Annotated in this window: 24 protein-coding genes and 3 tRNA genes; 5 read left to right on the top strand and 22 right to left on the bottom strand. The window is 71.9% G+C overall.

Going from position 1 to position 25728, the window contains the following annotated elements; translation table 11 throughout:
• Positions 1 to 12: 12 nt before the first annotated feature.
• From ABD912_RS01855 to ABD912_RS01820, 8 genes are all read right to left on the bottom strand, one after another.
• Entirely contained in the window at positions 13 to 627 is a 615-nt protein-coding gene (locus ABD912_RS01855; protein ID WP_345148030.1) for a hypothetical protein, read from the bottom strand.
• Positions 624 to 1202 carry a hypothetical protein gene (locus ABD912_RS01850; protein ID WP_345148028.1) on the bottom strand — a complete coding sequence of 193 codons (579 nt, stop codon included), beginning with the start codon at positions 1200 to 1202 and terminating at the stop codon, positions 624 to 626. Before ABD912_RS01850 ends, ABD912_RS01855 begins: the two co-directional genes overlap by 4 nt.
• The gene (locus tag ABD912_RS01845) at positions 1199 to 1597 is read right to left on the bottom strand and encodes a hypothetical protein (protein ID WP_345148027.1); all 399 of its coding nucleotides are present in this window, start codon (positions 1595 to 1597) and stop codon (positions 1199 to 1201) included. Before ABD912_RS01845 ends, ABD912_RS01850 begins: the two co-directional genes overlap by 4 nt.
• Positions 1594 to 2013: an Asp23/Gls24 family envelope stress response protein gene (locus ABD912_RS01840; RefSeq protein ID WP_345148025.1), complete on the bottom strand. Its 420-nt coding sequence runs from the start codon at positions 2011 to 2013 to the stop codon at positions 1594 to 1596. The genes ABD912_RS01845 and ABD912_RS01840 overlap by 4 nt, the downstream gene beginning before the upstream one ends.
• 61 nt (positions 2014 to 2074) lie before the next feature.
• On the bottom strand, positions 2075 to 3439 hold the full coding sequence (locus ABD912_RS01835; RefSeq protein ID WP_345148023.1) for an MBL fold metallo-hydrolase: 1365 nt from the start codon (positions 3437 to 3439) through the stop codon (positions 2075 to 2077).
• 157 nt (positions 3440 to 3596) lie between these two features.
• A tRNA-Phe gene (locus tag ABD912_RS01830) sits at positions 3597 to 3672 on the bottom strand.
• 55 nt (positions 3673 to 3727) lie between these two features.
• Positions 3728 to 3801 (bottom strand) — tRNA-Asp (locus ABD912_RS01825).
• Between the two features lie 87 nt (positions 3802 to 3888).
• Positions 3889 to 3961: transfer RNA gene (locus ABD912_RS01820), tRNA-Glu, on the bottom strand.
• Positions 3962 to 4218: 257 nt separating this feature from the next.
• On the opposite strand from ABD912_RS01820, the gene ABD912_RS01815 reads away from it, so the two are divergent.
• The 3 genes from ABD912_RS01815 to ABD912_RS01805 all read left to right on the top strand — a co-directional run bounded on the left by ABD912_RS01815 (position 4219) and on the right by ABD912_RS01805 (position 7649).
• Positions 4219 to 4590, top strand: a complete 372-nt coding sequence (locus tag ABD912_RS01815; protein ID WP_345148021.1) for a metallopeptidase family protein — start codon at positions 4219 to 4221, stop codon at positions 4588 to 4590.
• Positions 4590 to 5621 carry a cation diffusion facilitator family transporter gene (locus tag ABD912_RS01810; protein ID WP_345148019.1) on the top strand — a complete coding sequence of 344 codons (1032 nt, stop codon included), beginning with the start codon at positions 4590 to 4592 and terminating at the stop codon, positions 5619 to 5621. The genes ABD912_RS01815 and ABD912_RS01810 overlap by 1 nt, the downstream gene beginning before the upstream one ends.
• 405 nt (positions 5622 to 6026) lie before the next feature.
• On the top strand, positions 6027 to 7649 hold the full coding sequence (locus ABD912_RS01805; protein WP_345148017.1) for a C40 family peptidase: 1623 nt from the start codon (positions 6027 to 6029) through the stop codon (positions 7647 to 7649).
• A gap of 31 nt (positions 7650 to 7680) precedes the next feature.
• Here the strand turns inward: ABD912_RS01805 and ABD912_RS01800 are convergent, their stop codons facing one another.
• Complete coding sequence (locus ABD912_RS01800) at positions 7681 to 8637, bottom strand: universal stress protein (RefSeq protein WP_345148014.1); 957 nt, start codon at positions 8635 to 8637, stop codon at positions 7681 to 7683.
• Positions 8638 to 8814: 177 nt separating this feature from the next.
• Between ABD912_RS01800 and ABD912_RS01795 the strand changes: the two genes are divergently transcribed.
• Positions 8815 to 10272 (top strand): NCS2 family permease, encoded by a 1458-nt coding sequence (locus ABD912_RS01795; RefSeq protein ID WP_345148013.1) that lies wholly within the window; start codon positions 8815 to 8817, stop codon positions 10270 to 10272.
• Positions 10273 to 10325: 53 nt separating this feature from the next.
• Here ABD912_RS01795 and ABD912_RS01790 read toward each other — a convergent pair whose 3' ends face one another.
• Together ABD912_RS01790 and ABD912_RS01785 are read right to left on the bottom strand one after the other, a co-directional pair.
• Positions 10326 to 11087, bottom strand: coding sequence for a 3-hydroxybutyrate dehydrogenase (locus ABD912_RS01790; protein WP_345148241.1), 762 nt, complete (start codon positions 11085 to 11087; stop codon positions 10326 to 10328).
• 71 nt (positions 11088 to 11158) lie between these two features.
• Positions 11159 to 12526: an MFS transporter gene (locus ABD912_RS01785; RefSeq protein WP_345148011.1), complete on the bottom strand. Its 1368-nt coding sequence runs from the start codon at positions 12524 to 12526 to the stop codon at positions 11159 to 11161.
• 161 nt (positions 12527 to 12687) lie between these two features.
• Between ABD912_RS01785 and ABD912_RS01780 the strand changes: the two genes are divergently transcribed.
• Positions 12688 to 13629, top strand: coding sequence for a LysR family transcriptional regulator (locus ABD912_RS01780; protein WP_345148009.1), 942 nt, complete (start codon positions 12688 to 12690; stop codon positions 13627 to 13629).
• Positions 13630 to 13793: 164 nt separating this feature from the next.
• On the opposite strand, the gene ABD912_RS01775 is transcribed toward ABD912_RS01780, so the two are convergent.
• The 11 genes from ABD912_RS01775 to ABD912_RS01725 form a co-directional block, all read right to left on the bottom strand.
• Positions 13794 to 14696 (bottom strand): spermidine synthase, encoded by a 903-nt coding sequence (locus tag ABD912_RS01775; RefSeq protein ID WP_425548008.1) that lies wholly within the window; start codon positions 14694 to 14696, stop codon positions 13794 to 13796.
• Positions 14689 to 15288 (bottom strand): GNAT family N-acetyltransferase, encoded by a 600-nt coding sequence (locus ABD912_RS01770; RefSeq protein WP_345148008.1) that lies wholly within the window; start codon positions 15286 to 15288, stop codon positions 14689 to 14691. The genes ABD912_RS01775 and ABD912_RS01770 overlap by 8 nt, the downstream gene beginning before the upstream one ends.
• Positions 15289 to 15347: 59 nt before the next feature.
• Positions 15348 to 16058 (bottom strand): O-methyltransferase, encoded by a 711-nt coding sequence (locus ABD912_RS01765; protein WP_345148007.1) that lies wholly within the window; start codon positions 16056 to 16058, stop codon positions 15348 to 15350.
• A gap of 8 nt (positions 16059 to 16066) precedes the next feature.
• Positions 16067 to 16402: a thiamine-binding protein gene (locus ABD912_RS01760; RefSeq protein ID WP_345148004.1), complete on the bottom strand. Its 336-nt coding sequence runs from the start codon at positions 16400 to 16402 to the stop codon at positions 16067 to 16069.
• Complete coding sequence (locus ABD912_RS01755) at positions 16399 to 17745, bottom strand: acyl-CoA dehydrogenase family protein (RefSeq protein WP_345148003.1); 1347 nt, start codon at positions 17743 to 17745, stop codon at positions 16399 to 16401. The genes ABD912_RS01760 and ABD912_RS01755 overlap by 4 nt, the downstream gene beginning before the upstream one ends.
• Positions 17746 to 17836: 91 nt before the next feature.
• Complete coding sequence (locus tag ABD912_RS01750) at positions 17837 to 19075, bottom strand: acyl-CoA dehydrogenase family protein (protein WP_345148002.1); 1239 nt, start codon at positions 19073 to 19075, stop codon at positions 17837 to 17839.
• 57 nt (positions 19076 to 19132) lie between these two features.
• The gene (locus tag ABD912_RS01745; protein ID WP_345148001.1) at positions 19133 to 20569 is read right to left on the bottom strand and encodes an LLM class flavin-dependent oxidoreductase; all 1437 of its coding nucleotides are present in this window, start codon (positions 20567 to 20569) and stop codon (positions 19133 to 19135) included.
• A gap of 99 nt (positions 20570 to 20668) precedes the next feature.
• Positions 20669 to 21838, bottom strand: coding sequence for an ABC transporter permease (locus ABD912_RS01740; protein ID WP_345148000.1), 1170 nt, complete (start codon positions 21836 to 21838; stop codon positions 20669 to 20671).
• A complete protein-coding gene (locus tag ABD912_RS01735) occupies positions 21835 to 22863 on the bottom strand; it encodes an ABC transporter permease (RefSeq protein ID WP_345147999.1) in 1029 nt (342 codons plus the stop codon). Before ABD912_RS01735 ends, ABD912_RS01740 begins: the two co-directional genes overlap by 4 nt.
• Positions 22860 to 24437 (bottom strand): sugar ABC transporter ATP-binding protein, encoded by a 1578-nt coding sequence (locus ABD912_RS01730; RefSeq protein ID WP_345147998.1) that lies wholly within the window; start codon positions 24435 to 24437, stop codon positions 22860 to 22862. Before ABD912_RS01730 ends, ABD912_RS01735 begins: the two co-directional genes overlap by 4 nt.
• Positions 24421 to 25491 (bottom strand): substrate-binding domain-containing protein, encoded by a 1071-nt coding sequence (locus ABD912_RS01725; protein ID WP_345147997.1) that lies wholly within the window; start codon positions 25489 to 25491, stop codon positions 24421 to 24423. Before ABD912_RS01725 ends, ABD912_RS01730 begins: the two co-directional genes overlap by 17 nt.
• Between the last annotated feature and the right edge of the window lie 237 nt (positions 25492 to 25728).

The raw sequence follows: 25728 nt of genomic DNA, 5'->3' as shown, positions 1-25728 counted from the left end.
CTGCCCCGCGCGCTAGAGTACCCGGTCGGCCCGGGACATGCGGGCGCGGGCGCCGGCTGCCAGGTGGATGACCACCGGGCCGCCGCGCCCCAGCGCCCGGTCCAGGCCCACCGCCAGGGCGGAGATGTCCTCGGCGATGCGCAGCGGGGCCGCGCCCTGGCGGGGCAGCACCCGGATCCGCAGCCCGGCATCCCCGTTCGGGGAGTCCCAGACGCTGATGCTGGCCGAGACGATGTCGTGCCGCTCGGCCAGGGCGGCCCTGAGCGCCTGTTCGGGCACCCCGGCGCCGAGTTCGACCATGCCGCGCGCGCCGTCGTCGTAGTATTCGCGGGCGTAGGTGCCGGTGCGCCCCTTGCCCTGCACCGCCATCCACCAGACCATCAGCAGCACCAGCGCGACCAGCGCCACGGCCACCACGATCCAGAGCCAGGAATCGGGCTGTCCGGGCAGCGTGGTGGTGTCCAGGAGGCGCTGGGCGTGGCCGCCGGCTATGGACGCGAACCGGGACCAGCCCAGCGCGTAGCTTCCCCCCATGGACAGCAGCAGCAGGTGCACGCCCGTCGCGCACAGCAGCACGCCCAGCAGGATCAGCAGGGTGCGGTTCACCCCGCGGGGGGTCTGATTCATTGGCCCACCACCCCGGACTCGGAGATCCGCACGTGCACGTCCGGGCGCGGCTCGATCCGGTTCAGGTCCAGCTCCTGCTCCACGGCGTGGCGGATCGCCTCCGCGTTCACCGGGATGCCGGAGGTGGGGCGCAACTGCACCTCCGCGGCCTTGGGGTACAGGTGGACCAGCACCTGCTCGGGTCCCACGCCGGCCTCGGCCCGGGCGCGGCGGGCCAGCGCGGAGGCCAGGACCGGATCGTCCACCACCACGATGGCGCGCGGATCCGCGATGGCGCGCCGGGGCCTGCGGCCGGGCAGGATGCCGGCGAGCAGGAAGTAGAGCCCCAGGCCGAGCGCGGCCAGGCCCCCGAGGACCAGCACCGCCGGTTCGGCGGCCTGCGCCAGCCCGGCGAACCAGGCCAGCCATTCCTCCGGGGCACGGAGCCAGGGTTCCTGGCCCAGGGCCTTCAGCGCGACCTCGAACAGGAGGTAGATGCTCGCCAACGCCACCACGGAAGCGGCGACGATGGCAGCCGGAGAGCGGGCGCTGTACAGCTCCCGGTGCTGGATGGCTTCGCGTTCGGCGTCGGTCACGCGGGCCTCCTTCCGGCTTCGAGGAGGATCCCGGTGACGCGCACGTCCACGCGCCCCACGTGGGTTCCGGTCAGCGCGGTGAAGCGCTCCCGGACCGTTGCGCGCGCGTCGCGGGCGCGCTCCCACACCGGCGCCAGCGGCTGGGGCGCAGCGAGCGGGCGCAGGGGCAGCGGCACGCTCAGCGTGAGCACGAGCGAGCCGAATTCGTCGTTGAGCACCACCCGGACCTCCGACGGCGGGATGCCCAGCACCTCCCCCGCCACCCCTTGGGCGATGCTGGAGAGCGCCTCGGTGGCGACCCGGGTGTGCCCGGTGCGGCGGTCGGCGGGCCGGGCCGTGGAGGCCGGCGGACGCTGCGGGCGCGGCGGCAGCCCAGGGTCGGGCAGGGCCTTCACGGGCGGTCCGTCCCGGGGTGGCCGTCGTGCAGCCCCGGGACGTGGACGTCGCCGATCTCCACGTTGACCTCGATGACTTCCAGCCCGGTCTGGTGCTCGACGGCGTCGTGGACCGCCGCTCGCACGTCGTCGGCCAGCTCGTAGAGGGGGCGCCCGTACTCGGCCGTCAGGACGATGTCGACGGCCGCCTGGGTGGTGCCGACCTCGGCGGTGACCCCGAGGACGGCGTCGTGGGCGACGGCCTCGCGCAGGGCACCGAAGGCGCGGGGAGAAGCGGTTCCGAGGGCATGGACGCCCCGCACCGCGGAGGCCGCCGCGGCGGCCACCTTGGCGACGGCGACCGGGGTCACTGAGGTGTTCCCGGCGGGAAGGGCCCCCGGAACTGCGGGGGCTGCCGGTGTCGGTTCCTGATCCATCGAGGACTGCCTTTCCCTGGAAGGTGTCTCCGTGCCTCCAGCGTACTGCCGGCCACGGGTCTCACAAGTTGAACGTCTGGTTGTGCCGGGGCACCCGAGCCTCCCAGCCGAATCTGCGCCGCAAACCCATGCGCAACGCCTCCGCGGCCTCCGCTTCCCCGTGCACGATGAACGCGTGCGAGGGCACGGGCTTGAACCGGCCCAGCCAGCGCAGCAGTTCGCCGGCGTCGGCGTGCGCCGACAGCATCCGCAGCTCCTTGACCTCGGCACCGATGTGCTTCCATTCGCCGTGGATGCGGATCTCGCGCTCCCCCCGGAGCAGCGCCCGCCCCCGGGTGCCGGGAGCCTGGAACCCGGTGAGGAGGACCGTGCTGCGTTCATCGCCGCCGAACGCGGCCAGGTGATGCAGGACACGGCCGCCGCTGGCCATGCCGCTGGCGGAGATGATCACCTTGGGGCTCGGGTCCGCGCTGAGGGACCGGGACAGTTCGGGGTCGCGCACGTAGGTGGCGATTCCGAAGGCGGCGGCGCATTGGGCCGGGGTCAGCCGGTGGTCGTCGGGATGCCGGGACAGCAGTTCGGTCGCGTTGATGGACATCGGGCTGTCCAGGTAGATCGGTACCCGGGCGGGAAGCAGGCCCTGCTCCCGGCCCCGCCAGAGGTGGTACAGCAGTGACTGCGCGCGGCCCACCGCAAAGGCGGGGACCAGCAGCGTGCCCCCGCGCATGATGGTGTCGCGGACGATTTCGCCGACCGCCTGCGCGGGGTCCCGGTCCTCGTGCATGCGGTCGCCGTAGGTGGATTCGACCACCACGACGTCGGCTTCCGTGACCGGGTCGGGGTCCAGCATCACGGGGTCCGAGTAGCGTCCCAGGTCTCCGGAAAAGACCACCCTGCGTCCGCCCCAGTCGATCTGCACGGTGGCCGCGCCCAGGATGTGGCCGGCGCGGCGGAAGGTGGCGGTGGCGGAAAGCGGGTGCAGCTCGGTGGGCTTGTGGAAATCGATGGTGCGGAAAAGCTCGAGCGCCAGCTCCGCATCGAGGAGGGTGTAGAGCGGCTCGGCCGGGGTGTGCCGGGTGAAGCCGTACTTGTTGGCCAGGTAGGCGTCCTGTTCCTGCAGGTGGGCGGAGTCGCGCAGGATCAGACCGGCGACGTCCGCGGTGCCCGGGGTGCAGTAGACGGGGCCGCGGTATCCCGCCTTGACCAGCCGGGGCAGGTAACCGATGTGGTCCACGTGCGCGTGGGTGAGGACGATCGCGTCGATGGACTGCGCCTGCTCGGGCAGCGGCTTCCAGTTGAGTTCGCGCAGGTTCTTCAGTCCCTGGAAGAGCCCGCAGTCGACGAGGATCCGCTTGCCGCCGACCTCAAGGAGGTGCTTGGAACCGGTCACCGTGCCGGCTGCACCGAGGAAGCTCAGCGTGGCCATCTCCACCTCCGCGCGGCCGGCCCCGGACCTGGGCTTGGTGCCGGGTCCTTCCGCTGGGACCAAGTATGGACCTGCGGGCGCGGAAATGAAGGGGAAGGGGCCGGGGTGGGGGGCAAACAGAAAACCCCGCTTCCCTTGCGGGACGCGGGGTTCTAGCTGGTGGCTCCGACCGGCGTCGATCCGGTGACCTTTCGATTTTCAGTCGAACGCTCTACCAACTGAGCTACAGAGCCTGGAAACCATCTTCCGATGATCGCCACGATCTTCCAGTCGCCCGGAAAACCTGAGCGACCCTGACGGGACTTGAACCCGCGACCTCCGCCGTGACAGGGCGGCGCGCTAACCAACTGCGCTACAGGGCCTTGCATGTTTTTATCGAGGCATCCCTCGCTCACAAGACGAAGACTCTACCAGAGCGTTTTTCGCTCGGCAAATCCTTGTCCTACGAGTACCCCCAACGGGATTCGAACCCGTGCCGCCGCCGTGAAAGGGCGGTGTCCTAGGCCGCTAGACGATGGGGGCCAGCGTCTGCGTCGCGGAATCACTCCCGCGCTGCGGACTTGAAAAACTATAGAGGACTTTTCGCCAAGCGCCAAATCGGCTCCGCACGCCCCTCCCGCCCCCTCTTCCGCGCCCTCCCCACCCCCTTGCCCCACCCCGGAAAAGTGACGTGTTTGTGCGGGTGCGCGGAGAAAAGTGTCGCCCTTTCGGCCCCACAATTCGGCCCGGCACCCGCACAAACGCAGCACAATTCCGCCGAAGGTACGTAGAGTCCTGACATGGCCTACGTGATGTCCGAGGACGATTTCGAAGCCGCCGTGGTGCGGGCGCTGGAGGAAATCCCCGCCCAGCTGCGCGCGGTGATGGACAACGTGGCCCTCTTCGTCGAGGACCGCTACGAGCCCCTTCCCCATGAGGACCCGGACACCGTCCTGCTGGGCCTCTACGACGGAACCCCGCTGACCGAGCGCGACTTCGGCTGGGCCGCCGGGGCGCTGCCGGACCGGATCATCGTCTACAAGGACGCCATCCTGGACATCTGCGACACCGAGGAGGACGTGGTGGAGGAAATCGGCATCACCGTGGTCCACGAGGTCGCCCACCACTTCGGCATCGACGACGCCACCCTGCACGAGTTGGGGTGGGGCTGATGCGCGACCGGCATGCCGCGGGGCACGCGGACGACGCCCACGGCCAGCACCACGACGACGGCCGCCACGGCCACGCACCCGGCCGGGAACCCGCTCATGGGGCCCACGATTCGCACGGGCATTCGCACGGGCTGACCGGGGGCACCGCCACCGGCCGGCACCGCCGCAAGCTGATGATCGTCGTGGCCATCACCTTGGTGGGGGTGCTGGTCCAGCTGGTGGGGGCCTGGGTGTCCGGCTCCCTGTCCCTGCTCGCCGACGCCGGCCACATGCTCTCCGATGCCGCCGGGGTGAGCATCGCCCTGTTCGCCGCGTGGGCCGCGGCCCGCCCCGCAACCATCCGCCGCACCTACGGCTGGCAGCGCGCGGAGGTGCTGGCCGCGCTGGCCAACGCGGTCGTGCTGGCGACCATCGCCGTCGTCATCCTCATCGAGGCGATCCCCCGGGTAGGCCGGGCGCACGAGATCGACACCCCCGCCATGCTGGTCGCGGCGGCCCTGGGCGGGGCGGCCAACCTGGCCTGCCTGCTGGTGCTGCACGGCGGACACAAGGAAAGCCTGAACGTGCGCGGCGCCTACCTGGAGGTGCTCGGGGACCTGCTGGGCTCGGTCGCGGTGCTGGTTGCCGGCGCCGTCATCCTGTTCACCGGGTACACGGCCGCCGACGCCATCGCCTCGATCGTGATCGCGCTGCTGATCCTGCCGCGCGCCTGGAGCCTGCTGCGCGAGGTCGTCGACGTGCTGCTCGAGGCCGTCCCGCGCGGCGTCGACCTGCACGACCTGCGCCGCCACCTGCTCTCCGTGGAGGGCGTGCGCGGCGTGCACGACCTGCACGCCTGGACGATCACTTCCGGCGTGCCGGTGTGCTCGGCGCACGTGGTGGTGGACCCGGAGTTCCTCACCCCCGACGGCGCCCACCACGTGCTGGACCGCCTGCAGGACTGCCTCGGCGAGCACTTCGCGACCGAGCACTGCACGTTCCAGCTGGAGCCCGAGGGGCACCTGGGGCACGAACCCGCCAGCCACGACTGACGCGGGTCCGCGGCGGTCCGCGGGAAGTCCGGCACGACGGCGGTCCGGGGCGGCGGGGCATGGCGACGGCCCGGCGAAGCCCGGCGCCATGCCCCGGAAAAGAAAACCAGCGCAACGGCCTCGAAAAGCCAGCGCCGGCGCCCGGAGCAACCCCGCGCGGCGACGGGCCGCAGCGCTCCCGTCGTGAAAGGATCCAGAGAGCCGATTCCGCGGTGCGGAAAACGAACCCATGTTGTTAATGTGGCCTTGTGGGACTGGTGTTGCCAGTGTTACAAAAGGTTGCCTATGCTCGACTTGGCAGCGGGTCCGGCCGTTCTTCGGCATGGCCCGCCGCCCGTGTGAGCCCGCGCCCCGCCCGCGCGGCCGCCGCCTGCCCCGCCGCCGCGACGAAGTGAGGAAGTGAGCATGGTCCTGCGCCGCCCCCTGAGCGTTGCCGCGTGCACCATGGCCCTGCTGGCCTCCACTCTGGTCGCCGGCCTCCCCGCGCAGGCCGCCCCCAGCGAGGCCAACGCCACCCTCGCCAGCACCTCCCATGCCTCCACCGCCTTCGGCACGGTCCTCCCGGCCTCCCCCTCGCTGCCTGACTCTCCCTCCCTGCCTGACGAGGACGAGATCAAGGCCGCCAAAAAGGACCCCACCGCCCTGAAGGCAATGGTCGAACAGGTCGAGGCCCTCATCGCGGCCTCCACCCAGGAGCTGCTGGAGGCCGAAGCCGCCGCCCTCGGGGACCAGGACAGCTACACCGCGGCCACCGAGACGCTCGCCGAACGCACCGCCGCAGCCTCCGAGGCGCGCACCCAGGCGGACCGGGCCGCGGAGTACTACGACGCCGTCAAGTCGCAGGTCGGGCAGATCGCCGGCGACCTCTACCGCAACGGCGGCATCGCCCCCGGAGTGTCCGAGCTGTTCGAATCCGCCGAGAACAACGACGTCCTCTACAAGGCCTCGACCATGGAGGCGCTGGCCGCCAACCGGTCGCGGACCTTCAGCACCGCGCAGCAGGCCGCCGCGCTGTGGACCGAGTGGGAGAACTACGCCGCCCAGACCGAGGCCGCTGCCGCGGAGGCCGCCGGGGACAGTTGGGCCGCCCAGGAGGATGCCGCACGCACGCAGGCCGCCTACGCCGCACGCCTCGACGCCCAGGAGGAGGTCCGGGACGCGCTGATCGGGCAGTTGGCCTTCCTGCGGGACAGCAGCGTTGCCGAGGAGGAACGCCGGATCGCGGCCAAGGAGGCCGCCGCCCGCGAAACCGCGCTGGCCGCCGCCCTGGCCGCCGCACCCTCCACGCCCGCGGCGAGCGCACCCGCCGCCCACGCCGCGGCGCCGCAGGCGCCCGCGGAGGTGCCCGACGCCGCTCCGGTCTCCAACGCGCTGGTGCCCGGCGGGCGGGACGAAACGGCGCTGGACCCGGCGCCCGCCCCGGTCGCGACCCCGTCCAAGGCGCCCTCCACCACCGCTGCGGCCAAGCCCGCCACTCCGTCCGCGGCACCGGCCACCAAGCCTCCCGCTGCCGAATCCCCGGCGGCCCCCACGAAGGCGCCAACCCCCGCCAAAACACCGGCTCCCAGCAAGGAGCCGGCCCCCGCCAAGACGCCGACCCCCGCGGAGCCCGAGCAGCCCGCCGCCCCGCTGCCGGCGACCTCCTCCGGCATCGTCGAGCCGGCGATCAGGTGGGCGGTGGCCACCGCGGCCGACGCCTCCATCGGCTACAGGTACGGCGGCAACGGCCCGTCCCTGTACGACTGCTCGGCCTTCACCCGTGCCGCGTTCGCCAAGGGCGGGCTCTCGCTCCCGCGCACCTCGACGCAGCAGTACTTCGCCGCCCCGCACAAGGTCCCGCTGGGCGAGCTCAAGCGCGGCGACCTAGTGTTCTGGTCCAGCAACGGCGGCGCATCGTTCTACCACGTGGCGATCTACCTCGGTAACGGACAGATCGTGCATGCGCGCAACCCGAGCACGGGCATTTCCGTGACCGCGCTGAACTACGCGGGGATGTACAACATCTACCCGTACGCCGGCCGGTACTGACCCCTCCGGATCTACCTGCCCGCCGGCGGGTCTATCCGGCGTCGTCGAACCGGCTGCGGTCCGCGAGCCGCACATCCTCGCCGTCCGGGACCACCATGACCGGCCCCTTGGCGTGGTGGAGCACGCCCTGGCTGGTGGAGCCGAGCAGCATCCCCGTGAACCCGCCGCGCCCGCGCGAGCCGGTGACCAGCAGCAGCGAGGTGGCGGACTCCCGGATCAGGGTCTCGACCGGGGCCCCCTCGATGACCTCGCTTTCCAGCCGCATCCCCGGGAAGTGGCTGGAAAGCCACAGCAGGCCGTTGTCCAGGTGGTGGCGCACGTCCGCCAGCACCTCCTCCTGGTCCGTGGTCGCCGGCATCCAGGCCAGCGATCCGCTGATCGGCGGCACGGAACAGACCACCCGCAGCGGCACCCCCAGGCGCCGCGCCTGCTCGGCCGCGACCAGCACGGCGCGGCGGGCCCGTTCGGAGCCGTCGACGCCGACGGCCACCACGTCGCGCCGGACCGGCGCCGCCTCGTCGGCCGGCACCAGGGGCACGACGACGGTGGGGCACTTCGCGTGCGCCGGCAGCGCGCTGCTCACCGACCCGAGCAGGCGGCCCACGAATCCGCCGCGGCCGCGGGAGCCGACGACGACGAGGTCGGCCTGCGCGCTGAAGTCCAGCAGCACGCCGGCGGCGTCGCCCGATTCGACGAGCGTGCGCACCTCCAGTCCCGGGACGTCGACCGACTCGCTGGCCTCCCGGGCCACCTCCTCGGCGCCCTCGCGGATGGCTTCGTCGTCCAGGGTGGCGTAGCCGGCGTCCATGCTTGAGGCCGCGAAGACCGGAATGGTGTAGGCGGTGGCGATGTTCAGCGGAACGCCGCGGCGGGCGGCCTCTTCCGCCGCCCAGCGCAGGGCGCCCTCGGCCTGCTCCGACCCGTCCACGCCGACCACGATCCCGCTGATGCGCTCCGTCGCCGGGGTGCCGGCGTGCTCTTCGCCCATGGCCTCTCTCCTTGTTCGCGCGGACCCGATAGGGCAGGATGCCTGCAGGTGTCCTGCCACCATTGTTCACCTGCCGCCGCGGGCGATCCATGAGAGGCCACCTGCCCGGCGTGGCGTCCGCCACGTCAGGCCGGAAAGCTGCGGGAGCACTCTCTACCGGACAGTAGGATTTGGCCCATGTCTAATCAGGTGTCTACTCAGGAACCCTCCCTCCTGGACCGCTACTTCAAGATCACCGAACGCGGCTCCACGTACTCCCGCGAGATCCGCGGCGGCTTTGCCACCTTCTTTGCCATGAGCTACATCGTGGTGCTCAACCCGCTCATCCTCTCCGGGGCGGACAGCGCCGGCAACGCGCTGGGCATCTCCCGCGTCGCCGCGGCCACGGCGCTCGTCGCCGGCATCATGACCATCCTGATGGGCGCGTGGGCGCGCCACCCGTTCGCCATGGCCACCGGCCTGGGCGTGAACGCCTTCATCGCCGTCACCGTCGCGGCCAACCCGGGACTGACATGGCCCGACGTCATGGGGCTGGTGGTCGTCTCCGGTTTGACCATGCTGGTGCTGGTCCTCACCGGTTTCCGGAATGCCGTGTTCAAGGCCGTCCCGGCGAGCCTGAAGTCCGCGATCGTCGTCGGCATCGGCATGTTCATTGCGTTCATCGGCCTGGTCAACGCGGGCTTCGTGCGCCGCGTCCCGGACTCCGCCGGAACCACCGTGCCGGTGGGCCTGGGCATCAACGGCCAGCTGCTCGGCTGGCCAACGCTGGTCTTCGTCTTCGGCCTGCTGCTGACCATCGCCCTGGTGGTGCGCAAGACCAGGGGCGCCATCCTGATCGGCATCGTGGCCTCCGCGGTGCTGGCCAACATCCTTGAGGCCGTCTTCCACATCGGTCCCAGCTTCGATGCGGCCACCGGCACGGCCAACCCGCAGGGCTGGTCCCTGGTGGTGCCTTCGCTGCCGGCCTGGGGAGCCCCGGACCTGTCGCTGATCGGCCAGGCGGACATCTTCGGCGCCTTCACCCATCTGGGCGTCACCTCCGCCACCCTGCTGGCCTTCGTCATCCTGCTCTCGATCTTCTTCGACGCCATGGGCACCATGGTGGGCCTGGCCCACGAGGCCGGCAGCGTGGACAAGGAAGGCAACTTCCCCAACCAGGACAAGGTCCTGCTGGTCGACGCCCTCGGCGCGATCGCCGGTGGCGCCGCGTCCACCTCCTCCAACCAGATCTACGTCGAATCCAGCGCCGGCATCGGCGAAGGCGCCCGCACGGGCCTGGCTTCGATCGTTACCGGCGTGCTCTTCCTCGCCGCGATGTTCCTGACCCCGCTGGTCTACCTGGTCCCGTTCGAGGCCGTGGCCCCGGCACTGGTCATCGTCGGCTTCCTGATGATTTCCCACATCACCAAGATCGACTGGACCGACCTGGGCCTGGCCATTCCGGCGTTCCTGACCTTCACCCTGATGCCGTTCACCTACTCGATCGCCAACGGCATCGGCGCCGGGTTCATCGCCTACGCCTTCATCCGCACCATCCAGGGGCGCGCCCGCCAAGTGCATCCGCTCATGTGGGTCGTCGCCGCGGCGTTCCTGCTGTTCTTCAGCATCGGCGTGATCGAGCAGGCCATCGCCTAGCCCCATCGCATAGCCAACCCCCCGGCGCCGGCCGGCACCGGGGGGTTGGGGCCCTACCGGGCCGACCAGCCGCCGTCCATGGCGTGGGAGGCTCCGGTGACCATGCCGGCGTCGTCGGAGGCCAGCCACGCGGCCAGCGCGGCCACCTCCTCCGGCTCCACCAGGCGCTTGATGGCGGACTCGGTGAGCATTACCCGGGAGAGCACCTCCGCCTCGGGGATCCCGTGCAGCCGGGCCTGGTCGGCGATCTGGCGCTCCACCAGCGGCGTGCGCACGTAACCGGGGTTGATGCAGTTGGAGGTGACCCCGTGCGGGCCGCCCTCCAGCGCCGTCACCTTGGAGAACCCCTCCAGCCCGTGCTTGGCCGAGACGTAGGCCGCCTTGTAGGGGGACGCCCGCAGGCCGTGCACGGAGGAGACGTTGATGATCCGCCCGAAGCCGCGTTCGTACATGCCCGGCAGCACCGCCCGGGTCAGCAGGAACGGGACCTCCAGCATGAGGGTGAGGATGCGGCGGAAGTCGGCCGGATCGAACTCCTCGATCGGGGCGATCTTTTGGATCCCGGCGTTGTTGACCAGGATGTCGAAGTCCAGGCGTTCGTTGGACAGGGCCCCGGTGTCCAGCAGGTCCACCACCCACGGCACGGCCGCGGCGGCGTCCGGCAGCTCCTCGGCGAGCAGTGCGGCCACGGATTCCAGCGCCGGGGCGTCCCGGTCCGCGAGGGTCACGGCCGCGCCGCGGGCCGCGAGCGCCCGGGCGATGGCCGCCCCGATGCCGCTGGCGGCCCCGGTGACCAGGACGCGGCGCCCGGCCAGCGGGCCGGCGGCGGATTCCGCCGACTCCGTCTGGCGTTCGCGCTTTCCGTGGAGCGCCGTCGCGTCGAGGCTCACGCGCCGACCTCGGCGGGGTTGGCGCGCTTGGCGCGGTCCGTAGCATCGATCTCGCGCAGGGAGGCGCCGCGGGTCTCGCGCATGGCCAGGGCGGCCGCAACGGTGATGGCGCTGGCGATGAGCAGGTAGATGTTCACGCCCATGTAGCCGCCGGTTTCCTTGAGGATCTGGGTGGCGATGATCGGGGCCAGCGACCCGGCGAAGATCGAGGTGACCTGGTAGCCCAGCGAGACGCCGGAGTAGCGCATGCGGGTGGGGAACATCTCCGCCATGATCGCCGGCTGGCCCGCGTACATCAGGGCGTGGAAGGCCAGGCCGATCACGATCGCCAGCACGATCACGGGCGGGTTCTTGGTGCCGAACATGGGGAAGGCGAAGAAGCCCCAGGTGGCGCCGAGCAGCGCGCCGGTGAGGTAGACCGGGCGGCGGCCCACGGCGTCGGAGAGGCGGCCGGCGAGGGGCACGAAGACGAAGTGGAACACGTGGGCGATCGCGAGCAGGCCGAGGATCTGCTTGGTGTCCACCTGGAGGCTGGCCAGGTAGACGATCGAGAAGCTGACCACGATGTAGTACAGGATGTTTTCGGCCACGCGCAGGCCCATGGCGGTCAGGATGCCGCGCGGGTACTGGCGCACCACTTCGCCGATCCCGTAGGAGACGGCCTTGGTCTCGGCGACCTCCTGGCGGGCCTCCTCGAAGATCGGGGCCTCGGTGATGCGGGTGCGGATGAAGTATCCGACCACCACGACGACGGCGGAGAGCCAGAACGCCACGCGCCAGCCCCAGGACAGGAACGCCTCGGACGGCAGGAGCGAGGACATCGCGAACAGGACGACGGTGGCCAGCAGGTTGCCCACCGGCACGGCCGCCTGCGGCCAGGAGGCCCAGAAGCCGCGCGATTCGTTCGGGGAGTGCTCGGCCACCAGCAGCACGGCGCCGCCCCATTCGCCGCCGAGGGCCAGGCCCTGGACGAAGCGCAGGGTGACCAGCAGGACCGGGGCCCAGTAGCCGATCTGGTTGATGGTGGGCAGGCAGCCCATCAGCACCGTGGCCACGCCGATCAGGACGATGGTCAGTTGCAGCGTGTACTTGCGTCCGAGCTTGTCGCCGAGATGCCCGAAGACCACCCCGCCCAGCGGGCGCGCCACGAAGCCGACGGCGTAGGTGAGGAAGGCGGCGATCACGCCGTCCAGCGGGTTGCCGGTCTTGGGGAAGAACTGGGTGCCGAACACCAGGGCCGCGGCCGAGGCGTAGAGGAAGAAGTCGTACCATTCCACGACCGTGCCGGCCATGGACGCGCTGACGATGCGCTTGAGGCCTGACTGGTTCGCCGAGCGGCCGTGCGCCGCGCTGGTGGGACTCATGTCGTCTCCTTGTGGGGGCTGGTGGAGTGATGGCGCCGGAGGCGGTTCCCGAGACGTGATGTGCATCACGGGATCTGACACGAGTATGGTGTGGGCAACACTGCACAGCAATGACGAACCATGCAGGCCAGCCCTGCAAAAACGCACGTCGGAAGGCGGATATGGAAGGGACGCCGCAGGCGGACGACCTGCTGATCCTACGCGCGGTGGCCCAGACGGGCCGGTTTGCGACCGCCGCGGAGGAGCTGGGGATCAACCACACCACCGTGTCGCGGCGCATCGCGACCCTGGAGAAGGCGCTCGGCGACCACGTGCTGGCCCGGACCCCCGGCGGCTGGGAGCTCACCGAGCTGGGGACGCGGGCTGCCGAGGCGGCCGAGGCGGTGGCCGCGGCGGTGGCGGGCCTGACCGGCGGCCCGTCGGGCGGGCCCGGCATCTCCGGCGTGGTGCGCCTGAGCGCCACCGACGGGATGAGCGCCTACGTGGTGTCCCCGGCCATCGCCCGGCTGCGCCGGCGCCACCCGGGCATCCGGGTGGAGATCGTGGTGGCCACCCGGCGGGCGTCCCAGATCCGCTCCGGGCTGGACATCGAGATCGTGGTGGGCCAGCCGCAGGTGCACCGCGCCCGGGCCATCCGGCTGGGCGACTACCGGCTGGGCCTTTTTGCCTCGGCCGGGTGGATCGCCGAGCACGGGATGCCCTCCAGCCTGGGGCAGGTGCTGGAGCATCCGCTGGTGTACTTCATCGACTCGATGCTCCAGGTGGACGACCTCGACACGCCCCGGCGCATCCTGCCCGGCATGGCGGATTCGATCAGCTCCACCAACGTGTTCGTGCATGTGGCGGCCACCCGGGCCGGCGGGGGCATCGGCCTGCTGCCGTGCTTCATGGCCGCACAGCACCCGGAGCTGGTCAGGATCCTGCCCGGGGAGGTGGCGGAGCGGCTGACCTACTGGCTGGTGGCCCGGCCCGAGTCGCTGCGGCAGCCGGCCGTGGCCGCCGTGGCGGAGGCGGTGCGGCAGGCCACCGCCGAGGCGGAGGGGTTCCTGTTGGGCGAGGCGCCCAGCCCCTTCCACGCGGCCGGGCCGCCGCCCTCGGCCTGAAGCGCCCCGCGCTCCGAGCCCCAGCAGCCGGAACCGGAACCAGAACCATCTTGCGCAAGTGGCTGGAATCCGCGCCGGTTTCCAGCCACTTGCGCAATAGGGTTTCCCGGCACGGTCGCGCCGCAGGGCCAGGGCTGCGGCGCCGGCCGCGGGTCCCCCTGCTGTCAGGCGGCGCTGCCCGGTGCGGGATCCCGGTTCGGTTCGGCGTCCCGGGCAAAGGCGCGCACCTGGGCATCGCCCCAGTGCTGGGCCGGGACCGCCCCGCCAAGCAGTTCGCGCAGCAGGCCCGGCCCGGCCGGGATCTCGGCGTCGCTGCCGGCGATGATGACGTTGCCGTAGCGGCGGCCCTTGAGCATGGGCGGGTCGGCGATGATCGCCACGTGCCGAAACACCGCACCGATCGTGGCTGCCTCGGCCCGGGCCCCGGCCAGCGACGGCGTGTCCCCGCAATTGACCACGTACAGCCCGCCGGCGTCGAGCACCCGGTGCACGTGCCCGGTGAATTCGAGGGTAGTCAGCGGCGCCGGCGTCCGGTCCCCGGCGAACACGTCGCGGATGACCAGGTCCCGGGTGGCGTCGGTGAGGGATTCGAGGACCTGGCGGGCCTCCCCCACGCGCAGGCGCAGCAGGGGCGCCCGTGGCAGGTCGAACCACTCGCGCACCAGTTCGGAGAGCCTTCCGTCCAGTTCGACGACGACCTGGCGCGCCTCGGGGTAGGCCGCGTGCACCCAGCGGGCCATGGAGCAGGCGCCGCCGCCCAGGTGCAGCGCGCGCAGCCGGCCGGCTTCCTCCGGCGGGAAGCGTTCGCGCAGCAGCGCCGCGATCCAGCGCATGTACTCGAAGTCCAGCCGGGACGGGTCGGCCAGGTCCACGTGGGAGCTCGGGACCCCGTTGACGTGGAGGATCCACCCGTCCGGGTTGTAGGAGTCCCGCTCCAGGGTGGCGGTGCCGGTGTCGATCGGGTAGTCCCCGGGCACCGGGCCGGCCGGGGCCTTGGCGGGCTGGTTCTTCGTCGCGGGATTTTTTGTGCCGGAGGCCTTCGGCGCCGCCTTGGCGCGCCTAGGCACGCCCGGCTCCCGCCCCCGACTCCGGCGCGGCACGGCGCACGGCGGAGGCGGCGATGCGGCGCACCAGGCGGACCTCGTTCAGCCCGGCCCAGCCGTCGGCCAGGGGCTCGATGCGCCCGTCGGGGACGAAGCCGTGCTTGCGGTAGAAGGCGTGGGCGCGGGGGTTGCGCTCCAGCACCCACACCAGGGCCGGGTGGGCGCCGATGGCAGCGTCCATGAGCCGGGCGCCCAGCCCGGTGCCGTGGGCCTCGGCGAGGACGTAAAGCATCTGCAGTTCGTGCCCCACGCGCGCGCCGGCGTCGTCCTCGCGGGCGGCCCCGCCGCCGGCGCACCCCAGGATGCGGCCGGCGTCGTCCTGGGCGATCCACAGTTCGGCACCGGCCTCGAGGCCGCGCTGCCACCAGTCGGTCTCCTGCTCGCGGGCCGCCTCGGCGCGGGCGAAGAACGCGGCGGGGCGCTGGTCCGCGTAGGTTTCCCGCCACGCGGCCAGCTTCATGGCGAGGGTCGCGGGGATGTCAGCGGCGGTGGCGCGGCGGACCGTGGTGTGGCGGGCGGTGGTGTGGCGGGCGGTGCGGTCGGGGGTGGAGCTCATGCCACCATCTTCCCGCACGCGCACGCCTCAGCCGCGCACCCCATCAAGCGCGAACCCCATCAGCCCCGCACAATGGCGAGCGCGAACCCGTCCCAGCCCTTGGCTCCGGTGGTCTGCACGGCGGTGGCCTCCACCCGCGGGTCCGAACCGAGCAGCTCCAGCGCGGCGCGGGTCCCGTTCGCGTCCCGGCCTTCGACGGTGTCCGGGTCCCCCGGGCGCAGCACCGTGCCGCGGCGCACCACGTTGTCCAGCACGATCAGTCCGCCGGGCCGCACCAGCTCCAGGGCCGCGCGCACGTAGTTGGCGTTGTTTTCCTTGTCCGCGTCGATGAAGGCCAGATCAAACGGAGCGGCGTCGAACGGAGCGGCCCGCTCGGCCCGCAGCGCCGCAAGGGTGTCCAGGGCGGGGCCGGGCCGGATGGTGACCAGGGACCCGACGCCGGCCGCGTCGAGGTTGGCGCGGGCCACCTCCGCGTGGCGGGGTTCGAACTCGCAGGTGACCAGCTCGCCGTCGGGCGGCAGGGCCCGAGCCAGCCAGGTGGTGCTGTATCCGCCCAGGGTGCCGATCTCCAGGATGCGGCGGGCACCGGCCAGCTTGGCCAGCATCATCAGCAGTTTGCCTTGGCCGGGGCTGACCTCGATGGCCGGCAGGCCGGCGGCGGCCGCGGCGCGCTTGCCCGCCCGCAGGGCCTCGTCCTCCCCCACGAGAGTGTCCGCAAGGTAGGCGTCCACCGCCTCGGGGGTGGCCTCCGGCGCCGCGTGCTGGTCCATGGCGGTCGCTACTCCGGCAGGTCCGTTCCGGCCGCGGGGCCGTTGAGGGCCTGCAGCGCGGATTCGAGCCGTTCGACCTTGCCGTCCAGCTCGCCGGTGTGCCCGGGGCGGATGTCCGCCTTGAGCACCAGCGAGACGCGGGAGCCGTGGGCGGCCACGGCCTCGGTGGCGCGCTTGACCACGTCCATGACCTCGTCCCATTCGCCCTCCAGTTCGGTGAACATGGAGGAGGTGCGGTTGGGCAGGCCGGATTCGCGGACCACCTTCACGGCGGCGGCGACGGCGTCGTGGACGGACCCGTCCTCGCTGGAAGTGGACGGGGCGACGGAGAAGGCAACGATCATGCTGGCAAGCCTGCCACCGCCTGTGCTGCGGTGTCGAGTCGCGGGCCCGCTTCGGATGCGCCGGCCACGGGCGCGCCAGGCTCGGACGCTCCGGACTCCCCCGCAACGGTCCCGGGCGCGGAGCCGACGGCCCAGATCGTGGGCCACGTCCGCCCGTTGACGGCCAGGTCGCCGACCAGCCGGGCCTTGAACACCCACGGGTTGTGGTTTCCGGCGGTCCGGGCGTTGCGCCAGTGGCGGTCCAGGTCCTTGCCGGTGCTGGTCGCGGAGGCGGCCAGCGCGTCGAAGGCGTGGGTGACCGCCGCCAGCGCCAGTGGCGTGAGGGCCACCTGCCCCTGGGCGGAGGCGAGTTCGGCGGCGTCGTTGGCCGCGGCGTCCTCCTCCTCGTCCACCTCCCCGGCGTGCAGGCGGAGCGCCGACTCGTAGGCCCCCTGCAGGGCCTCCGCCACGCGCGCGACCGTCGCCGCGCCGGCGAATGCCGCCGCCGAGACCTCCCCGATGACCTGGAGCAGCTGCGGGTCCTCCCGGGCCAGCGCGGCCGCGCCCTGGCTGAAGGTGCGCTTGCGGGCGGCGAGTTCGGCCGCGAAGTCGCGTTCGGCGGCCCGGGCCGTCCCGGCCAGGACCGCCAGGAGCACCGCCTGGTAGAAGGCGGCCTGGTACTTGAAGCGCGTGTCGAAGTCGATCAGGTGGGCCTCGTCGACGGCCGCGTCGTGGAAGACGGTGGTGCCGGTGCCGGTGGTGCGCTGGCCGAAGCCGTCCCAGTCGTCCTCCAGCCGGACGCCGGGCTGGCGCGCGGGAACCGCGGCGATCACCCGGGCCCCGGTGTCGGTGCGCTCGGCGTAGGTGTCGATCCAGTCGGCGAAGATGCTGCCGGTGGAGTAGTACTTGGTGCCGTTGACCACGAAGCCGCCGCTGCCGTCGGGGCTGACCTTCGTTCCCACCTCGCCCAGGGCGCCGTCGCCGACCTCGGTCCAGGCGTTGCCGACCAGGTCGCCCGCCACGAAGCGCGCCAGCCAGGCGTCGCGCTCCGGGCCCGGCGCGGCCACCAGGCGGTCCTCCACGAACGCGAAGTGCCCGCGCAGGGCCTGGGCGATGCTGGGATCCGCGGCGGCCAGCTCGGTGAGCAGGCCGAAGAGCTCGGGCAGGGTGGCGCCGGCCCCGCCGTCGGCCTCGGGGACGCGCACGGCGCCGAAGCCCGCCGCGGCCAGGGCTGCGATCTGGGCGTGCGGCAGGGCCTGGGTGCGGTCGCGCTCGGCCGCCCCGGCGGCGATCTCCTCGAAGAGCGGGCGGAACCGGGCGGAGAGGCGGGCCTGGCGGCTGCGGGGCAGGGAGGTGGCGGTCATCGGACCCTTCCAAGGTAGTGCGTATGTGGTGGTGCGGGTGGCCGGCAGGGCGGCCGGCACCGGGGTGCCGGCCGCCGCCGGGCCGTGGGGCCTAGGTGTAGAGCGAGAGCGGCTGCAGTTCCCCGTGCAGGAAGTACGCGCCGACCTCGATCTTCTTGTAGTCCACCGGGTCGTGCAGCGAGTGGGTGCGCACGTTGCGCCAGTACCGGTCCAGTCCGACGGCGTTGCTGGTGGAGCTGGCGCCGGTCACCTCGTAGATCCGGCTGGCGACCTCCACGCCGACCTCGGTGGCCACGACCTTCAGCTCCGCGATGGCGACGGCGTACTCGCCGCGCTGCTCGGCGGTCAGCGCCGACGAGCGGGCCACCTCGGCATCGAAGCGCCGGTTGAGCTTCTCGGCCAGGGCGGCAACGGCGGCGGTGCGCGCCTTCAGCTCGCCGAGCACGCGCTGGAACACCTTGTCCTGCGCGTAGGTCTCCGCCTCGGAGAGGAACCAGGCGTTCTTGCGGGCCAGCAGCAGTTCGCGGCCCTGGGCCAGCGCCCCCTCGGCCACGCCGAGGTAGAAGTTGCCGAAGCCCAGCTGCACGCCGGGGGTCAGCAGCGTGGCGATCGGCTCCTCGGTGACCTCGCCGAGGATGTCCTCGGGACGGACGGGCACGTCGGTGTACTTCACCGAGCCGGAGGCGGTCAGCCGCTGGCCCAGGTTGTCCCAGTCGCCGAGCAGCTCCAGGCCCTCGCGGGTGGTCTCCAGCACGAACGCGTAGACCTTGCCGTGGTTCTGCCCGCCCTCGACGGCGGCGTTGACGATGATCATCTCGCCCACGCCCGAGCCGGTGGAGAACCGCTTGAGGCCGTTGAGCCGGTAGCCGTCGCCTTCCGGGGTGAGGACCAGGGTCGGGTCGACCGGGTTGACCGAGTCGCCCCAAAGCCAGCCGCCCTCGACCGTGCGCCGCCACCAGCGGGGCTGCTCCGCCGGCTCCGCGTAGAAGCCGATGCCGGCTTGGTTGAAGTAGTGGTAGGCCAGCAGCTGCGAGATGGAGCCGTCCGCCGTGGCGAGGATGCGCACGGTTTCGAAGGCCGTCTCGAAGTGCCCTCCCCCGCCACCGAACTCGGCCGGGACCAGCAGGTCCAGCAGCCCGGAGGAGCGCAGCAGCCCGGCCTCGGCGACCGGGTTCAGGTTGGCGCGGTCGCGTTCCAGCACGTCGGCCGCCAGGCGGTCGGCAACGCCGCGGGCGACGGCCCTCCAGTGCTCGAGTTCCGCCTCGTCGGCGGTTCCGGACCAGGGGGTGCGCAGCGTGTTGGAGGTGCTCAGGGCGTCGGTGGTGCTCATCGTGTTCCTTCCGAATTCGGGTGGGCCGGGCGGGGCCACGGCGGGGGTGGGGCGTGGTCAGCCCTGGGCGAGGATGGCCTCGGGGGTGTCGGTCGCCTGGGCGTCCGTGGCGCTGGGGCCGCCGGCGAAGGCGCCCCGGTAGGCGGCGGCCGGGTGGGTATCGCTGACGCGGCTGTTGCCCTCGCCCGCGAGGTACTCGCGGAGCGTGGAGCCTTGGTACTTGTCCCAGACGCGGCCGCGCTTGCGCAGTTCGGGAACCACAAGGTCGGTGAACTGCTCGAAGGAGCCCGGCGAAATGGCGTAGGCGAGGTTGATCCCGTCCAGGCCCGCGACGTCGACCCAGCGTTCGATCTCGTCGGCGACCGTCTCCGGGGACCCGACGAGCACCGGTCCGATGCCGCCGATGCCGAGGTAGTCGGCGATCGAATTCGGGGTCCACGAACGCCCCGGGTCCGCCGTGGTGAAGATGGACAGCGCCGAGCGGGCGGCGTTGGTGTCCAGGTACTTCAGCTCCTCTTCGCTGGCGTACTTGGAGAGGTCCAGGCCGGACCATCCGCCGTAGAAGGTCAGGGCGCCCTCGCGGGAGGAGTAGGACAGGTACTCGCGGTGCAGCTTTTCGGCCTCGGCGTCGGAGTCGGCGACGACGGCGGTGACGAGCGCATAGAACTTGGCGGCGTCGCGCGGACGGCCGGCGGCCTCCAGCTCGTCGCGGGTCGCGTCCGTGGCCTTGCGGGTTATCTCGGGGCGGATCGAGTTCAGGAAGATCCCCTCGGCGTGCTTGCCCCCGAAGGCCCGGCCGCGCGGGGACGCGCCGGCCTGGAAGATCGCCGGGGTGCGCTGCGCGGACGGCTCGGAGAGGTGGATGCCCGGCACGTCGAAGTACCGTCCGTGGTGGTTGATCGGGTGCACCTTGGCCGGGTCGGTGTAGACGCCGCGCTCGCGGTCCTTGACCACGGCGCCCTCATCCCAGGACCCCTCCCAGAGCTTGTAGACGACCTCCATGAACTCGTCGGCCAGGTCGTAGCGGGCGTCGTGGTCCAGCTGGCGGGTCATGCCCAGGTTGCGGGCGGCGGATTCCAGGTAGCTGGTGACGACGTTCCATCCGACGCGTCCGCGGGTGAGGTGGTCCAGCGAGGAGAACTTGCGCGCCAGGGCGTAGGGCAGCTCGTAGGTCAGCGCGCTGGTGACCGCGAAGCCGAGGTTCTTGGTCACGGCGGCCATGGCGGAGATCTGCATGAAGGGGTCGTTCAGCGGCACCTGGTCCGCATCCAGCAGCGCCGGGGCGGAGGAGTTCCGGTAGACGTCGTAGATGCCCAGGACATCCGCGAGGAACAGCGCGTCGAAGGTGCCGCGCTCCAGGATCTGGGCCAGGTCGGTCCAGTACTCGAGGGTGTTGTAGGTGTCCGCCCGGTTGTCCGGGTGGCGCCACAGCCCGGGGCTCTGGTGGGTGGGCGTGGTCATGTCGAAGGCGTTGAGGCTGATGCGCTGTGCCACGGGGATCCTTTCCGGGAAGGCATGCTGCGGGCGGAGTGGGGTGACTGGATGAGGTGGCCGGATGCCGGGCGGGGCGAACCGCCCCGCCCGGCGGCGCCGCTAGCGGCGCGCGGAGGCCAGCAGGCGGCGCAGCGGACCGCCGCCGCCCTCGCGGGAGAGCACGACGCCGGCGAGCAGGATCAGCAGCAGCGCCACGCCGCGGCCCAGCCCCTGCCAGAAGAAGGAGAGCCCGATCAGGTTCATCCCGTTGGCCAGCAGCGCGAAGATCAGCACCCCCACCAGGGTTCCGGGCACGCTGGGCCGCCCGATGCGGCTGAGCGTTGCGCCGATGAAGACGGCTCCGATCGCGTCCAGCACGTACAGCTGCCCGCTGGCCGGGACGAACCCGTTGGTGCGGGCCGCCAGCAGGACGCCGGCGACGGCGGCCAGCAGGGAGGCGATCACGTAGGCGCTGAACGTCAGCGCCGAGACGCGCCGCCCGGCGATCGCGGCCGCGCGGGGCTGTTCCCCGGCCGCGGTCAGCGCGCGCCCGAAGCGGGTGGTCTCCAGCAGGGCCCATCCGAGGACGGCGACCGCCAGCGCGGCGACGATGGCCACCGGGATGCCGACGATCAGCCCGCTCCCGCCGAGGAACGCGAACTCCTCGGGCACCCGCGGGCCGGAGAGGTAGATGGGGGCGCCGCCGCCGGTGAGCAGCTGCTGCACGCTGGTGCCCACGAACCAGACGCTGAGGGTGGCCAGGAACGGCGGGATGCGCAGGCCCACGATCAGCAGCGCGTTGACCAGGCCCACCAGGGCGCCGAACCCCAGACCGGCCGCGATCGCGACCCAGGCGTAGTAGCCGTCGGCGATCAGCGCCGCGGCGGCCAGGGCCGCCAGGTCGATCGCCACGCCCAGGGACAGGTCGATGCCTCCGGCGCGGACGACCAGCGTCATGGCGACGGCGGCGAGCGCCAGCAGCGCGCTTTGGTTCAGCACCGCCGCCAGGTTGTCCGCGCGCAGGAACTGGTCGCTGAGCAGGGTGAAGACGAGCAGGATCGCGGCCAGGGCCAGCGGGGCCACGAGCTGGCGGGCATCCAAGCGGCCAAGGACGCCGCGGCGTCGGGACGCCCTGTCGCGTCCCGGTTCGGGGGTCCCCTGAGCCGGTGTCCCCTGAGCTGATATCCCCTGAACCGTGGTCCCCGGAGTTGGGGCAGCGTGGGCCGGGGCCGTCGTGGCGGCGGGGTTCACGGGCGCGTTCACGGGTGCTTCCGCGGGTGAGTTGCTCATCGGTTTCCTGCCTTGGATCGAAGGACGACGACGGTGAGCACGGCCAGGATCAGCGCGCCCTTGACGGCTCCGACCCACTGGCTGGCAATGCCGGCCAGCGTCATGCCGTTGGACAGCGCGGTCACGAACAGGGCGGCCAGCAGCGTCCCGCCGATCGTGATGACCAGGCGGCGGGAGAAGACCGTGGACATGTAGGCGACCAGGATGATGTCCAGCAGGATCTGGGTGCCGATCCCGGGCACGGCCGCCGAGAGGCGGGAGGCCAGCAGGATGCCGGCGACGCCGGCGAGCCCCGAGGAGATCAGGTAGCTGGCGAAGCGGTAGCGTCCGGGATTCAGTCCGGCCACGCGCGCGGCGGTCGGATTCTGTCCCACGGCGTAGGCGTTCACGCCCAAGCGGGTGCGGTGGAAGACCCAGATCAGGGCCGCGGCCACCACCAGCAGCACCACCACGGCGCCGGAGACGCCGAGTCCGCTGGCGTCGCGCAGCCAGGTGAAGGTCTGCCCGTCGAGGGCGATCTTCATGTTCTGGCTGATCACCAGGTCCAACGAGGTGGCGATGCCCATGGTGGCGAGGGTGGCCAGCAGCGGGCGCAGTCCCAGGCCCACGGCGACGCCGTTGACCGTACCGATCAGCAGCGTGGTGCCGAGCGCGGCGAGGATCGCCAGCACCGGGGGCACCCCGGCGGTGGTGAGCACCGCGGTCACCGACCCGGCCACGGCCGCGGTGGCTCCGACGGAGAGGTCGATGCCTCCCTCGACGACGTCGTCGCCCCCGACGATGATCACCACGGCCAGGCCCATCCCGGCGATGGCCGTGACCGTCGCCTGGTTGATGATGGAGGCTATGTTGGCCGGGTCCGTGAACACCGGGGAGACCACGGCGAACAGGGCGAGCACCAGCACCACGACGCCGTAGCCGGCGTAGCTGGTCCACCCGGTGGTGCGGATCGACCGGGGCCGGGCACCGGCGGGGGTCGGTGCGGCGGCCGCGGCCGGCACCTGCTCGGGAGCGGTGGTGCTCATGCTGCCTCCTGCGTTGTGGTGGTGCGGCTGGCGCCCGAGGCGTAGCCGAGCACCGCGTCCACGGTGGTGTCCTCGCGCGCCAGTTCGGCCACGCGTTCGCCGCGGTAGAGCACCACGGTCCGGTCGGCCAGTCCCACCAGTTCCTCCAGGTCGACGGTGATCAGCAGCACCGCGGCGCCCTCGTCGACGAGCCGGTTGATCTGCTGGTAGATCTGCGAGCGGCTGCCCACGTCGACACCGCTGGTGGGCTGGTCCAGCACGAAGATGCGCGCCTTGGCGGCCAGCCAGCGGCCCAGCACGACCTTCTGCTGGTTGCCGCCGGAGAGCCGCGAGGCGATCGCGGTGGCATCGGCGGGGCGCACGTCCAAACGGGTGATCAGTTCGTCGGCCTGCCGCCGCTCGGCGCCCCGGCGCAACAACCCGAGACGGGTGCTGATGGACCGCAGGGAGGCCAGGGACAGGTTCTCGCGCAGGGATGCGTTGACCAGGAGCCCGTCGCGCCGCCGGTTGGCCGGCACGTAGGCGCCTCCGCGGGCCACGAAGCCGACGGCCCCGCGGTAGCGGCGCCCGGCGGCGAGGGTCTGGCCCTCGTGCGGGCGGCGCCCGGCGATGGCGTCGGCCAGCACCTCCACCCCGGAACCGACCAGGCCGGTGATTCCCACGATCTCCCCGGCGCCGACCTCCAGGCTCAGCGGGGCCAGGTGCCCGGGGACGGCCAGTTCGCGCAGCCGCAGCAGGGGTTCGCCGGGCCGGGCGGTGCGGGATGCGCGCTGCTCGAACTCCTCGACGCTGCGGCCCACCATCAGCTCGACCACACGCTCGAGCGCGCCGTGGTCGGCGTGTTCGCCCAGCGCCACCTCCCCGGCGTTGCGTCCGTTGCGCAGCACCACCGCGCGGGTGGCGATCTGTTCGAGTTCCTGCAGGTAGTGGGAGATGTAGATGATCCCCACCCCGCGCTCCCGCAGCGTGCGCAGCGTCGTGAACAACTGCTGCACCTCGGCGGCGGCCAGCGGCGCGGTCGGCTCGTCCAGCACCAGGAGCCGGGGCTCGGCCAGCACGGCACGGGTGAGCTGGATCAGCTGCTGCTGGGCCACGGTGAGGTCATCGATCAGCACGCGGGGATCAAGCCGCTGCCCGGTGGCCCGCTCGATGTCGGCCGCCGCCCGGGCCTCCAGCGCGCGGCGGGAAGCCCCGCGCGCGGCCGGCGTGCCCAGATACAGCTGTTCGGCCACGGTCAGCCGTCCGGCCAGGTGCTGGTCCTGGTGGATGACCCGGATGCCGAGGCGTTCGGCGTCGGCCGGACGGCTGATCTGCACGGGCTGCCCGTCGATCCGGATCTGCCCCGCCTCGGCGGTGTGGAACCCGGTGAGCACCTTGATCAGCGTCGACTTGCCGGCGCCGTTTTCGCCCACGAGTCCAACGATCTCCCCCGGCTGGACGCTCAGCTCCACCGCGTGCAGCACCGTGGCCGCACCGAAGGACTTGGTGATGCCGTCCAGGTGCAGCAGTTCCGGCGCGGATGCGGCCTGCGCGCCCGCCGAGGTGGCCTCCGGGGTCTTAGATGCCGAGGTCACGGCGCACCTGTTCCACGTTCTCCTTGGTGACGAACACCGGCTCGAGGTAGCTGGTCGTGGTCACCTGGTCGGCCTTTCCGCCCAGGAACAGCGCCACGTTGTCGGCGGAACGGTCGGCCATCGCGGTGGTCTGCTGGGCGACCGTGAACTGGTAGGCGCTGTCCGGATCGGCGATCAGGTCGAGCGCGCCGGGCTCGGCGTCCACGCCGTAGACCTTGACGTCGTCGCGGCCCGCGGCGTCGATCGCCTGGGCGGCACCGATCTGCGGCATGTCCCAGCAGGACCAGATCGCGTCGACCTCGCCCTCGGGCAGGCGGCGCAGGTTGTCCTCGATCTGGCGGCGGGCGTCCTCAATGGTGCCCTCGTACTTGTCCTGCAGTTCCGGGGTGATCAGTTCGATCTGCGGGTAGTCCTCAAGCACCAGCTTCAGCTCGTTGTAGCGGATGCGGCAGGGGGTGACCCCCGGGAAGCCGTTGAAGACCAGCACCTTGCCCTTGCCCCCGATGTCCTCGGCGAGGGTACGGCCCAGGGTCGAGCCGATCGTCCAGTTGTCGCTGGTGACGTTGTTCTTGGAGTACTCGGACTGGAAGTCGACCGTGAACAGCGGAATCCCGGCCTCGTCGACCTTCTTCAGCGCCGGGGTCAGGGTCTGCGCGTCGCCCAGGATCACGACGATCGCGTCGGGCTTCTGCGCGATCAGGTTTTCGACGTCGGCCACGTGCTTGTCGTCCTTGGCCTCGGCCTGGGTGGCCACGACGGTGCCGCCGAGCTCCTTGACGCGGGCCTGCAGCTCCTCGTAGACCTTGCGGCTGAAGTCGTGCACGATGTCCTTGGCCGCGATGCCCACCGTCTTGCCCTCGAGGCTGGGCACATCGGTGATGGCGGCGGCCGTCTCCTGCGCCGCGGCGGTGGAGGACGCGGCACCGGTGCCCGGGTCCTTGAGCGAGCATCCGGTGACCAGCAGGACCCCTGCGGTCATAACGACGGCGGCCTTGGCCAGTGCTCCACGGCGGTTACGGCGGGCGAGGGTGGGGGCGGAAAGCTGCTGATTCACGGTGAGGCGTCCTTGTTTGGGGTGCTTGTGTGGGGTGCTTGCTTGGGGTGCTGGGTCTGGCATGGTGGGGCGTGATGGACGCGCCACTGCACCCCTCGATCGCGGCACGGGGCCGCGACGGAGGGCCTTCAGGAGCAAGCCCATCGGTCCTGGCGGGAGCACGCACGGCCCCCAAGGGGCGTCGTTGCTGCGGCGTCGTTGAACCAGGTCTCTCGGCCGCTCTTGATGGTGATGTCT

The sequence above is a fragment of the Arthrobacter ginkgonis genome, assembly GCF_039540195.1.
Taxonomy (GTDB): Bacteria; Actinomycetota; Actinomycetes; order Actinomycetales; family Micrococcaceae; genus Zafaria; species Zafaria ginkgonis.
The sequence above is the reverse complement of the archived record's forward strand: the minus strand, read 5'-3'. Positions and strand labels throughout refer to the sequence as shown.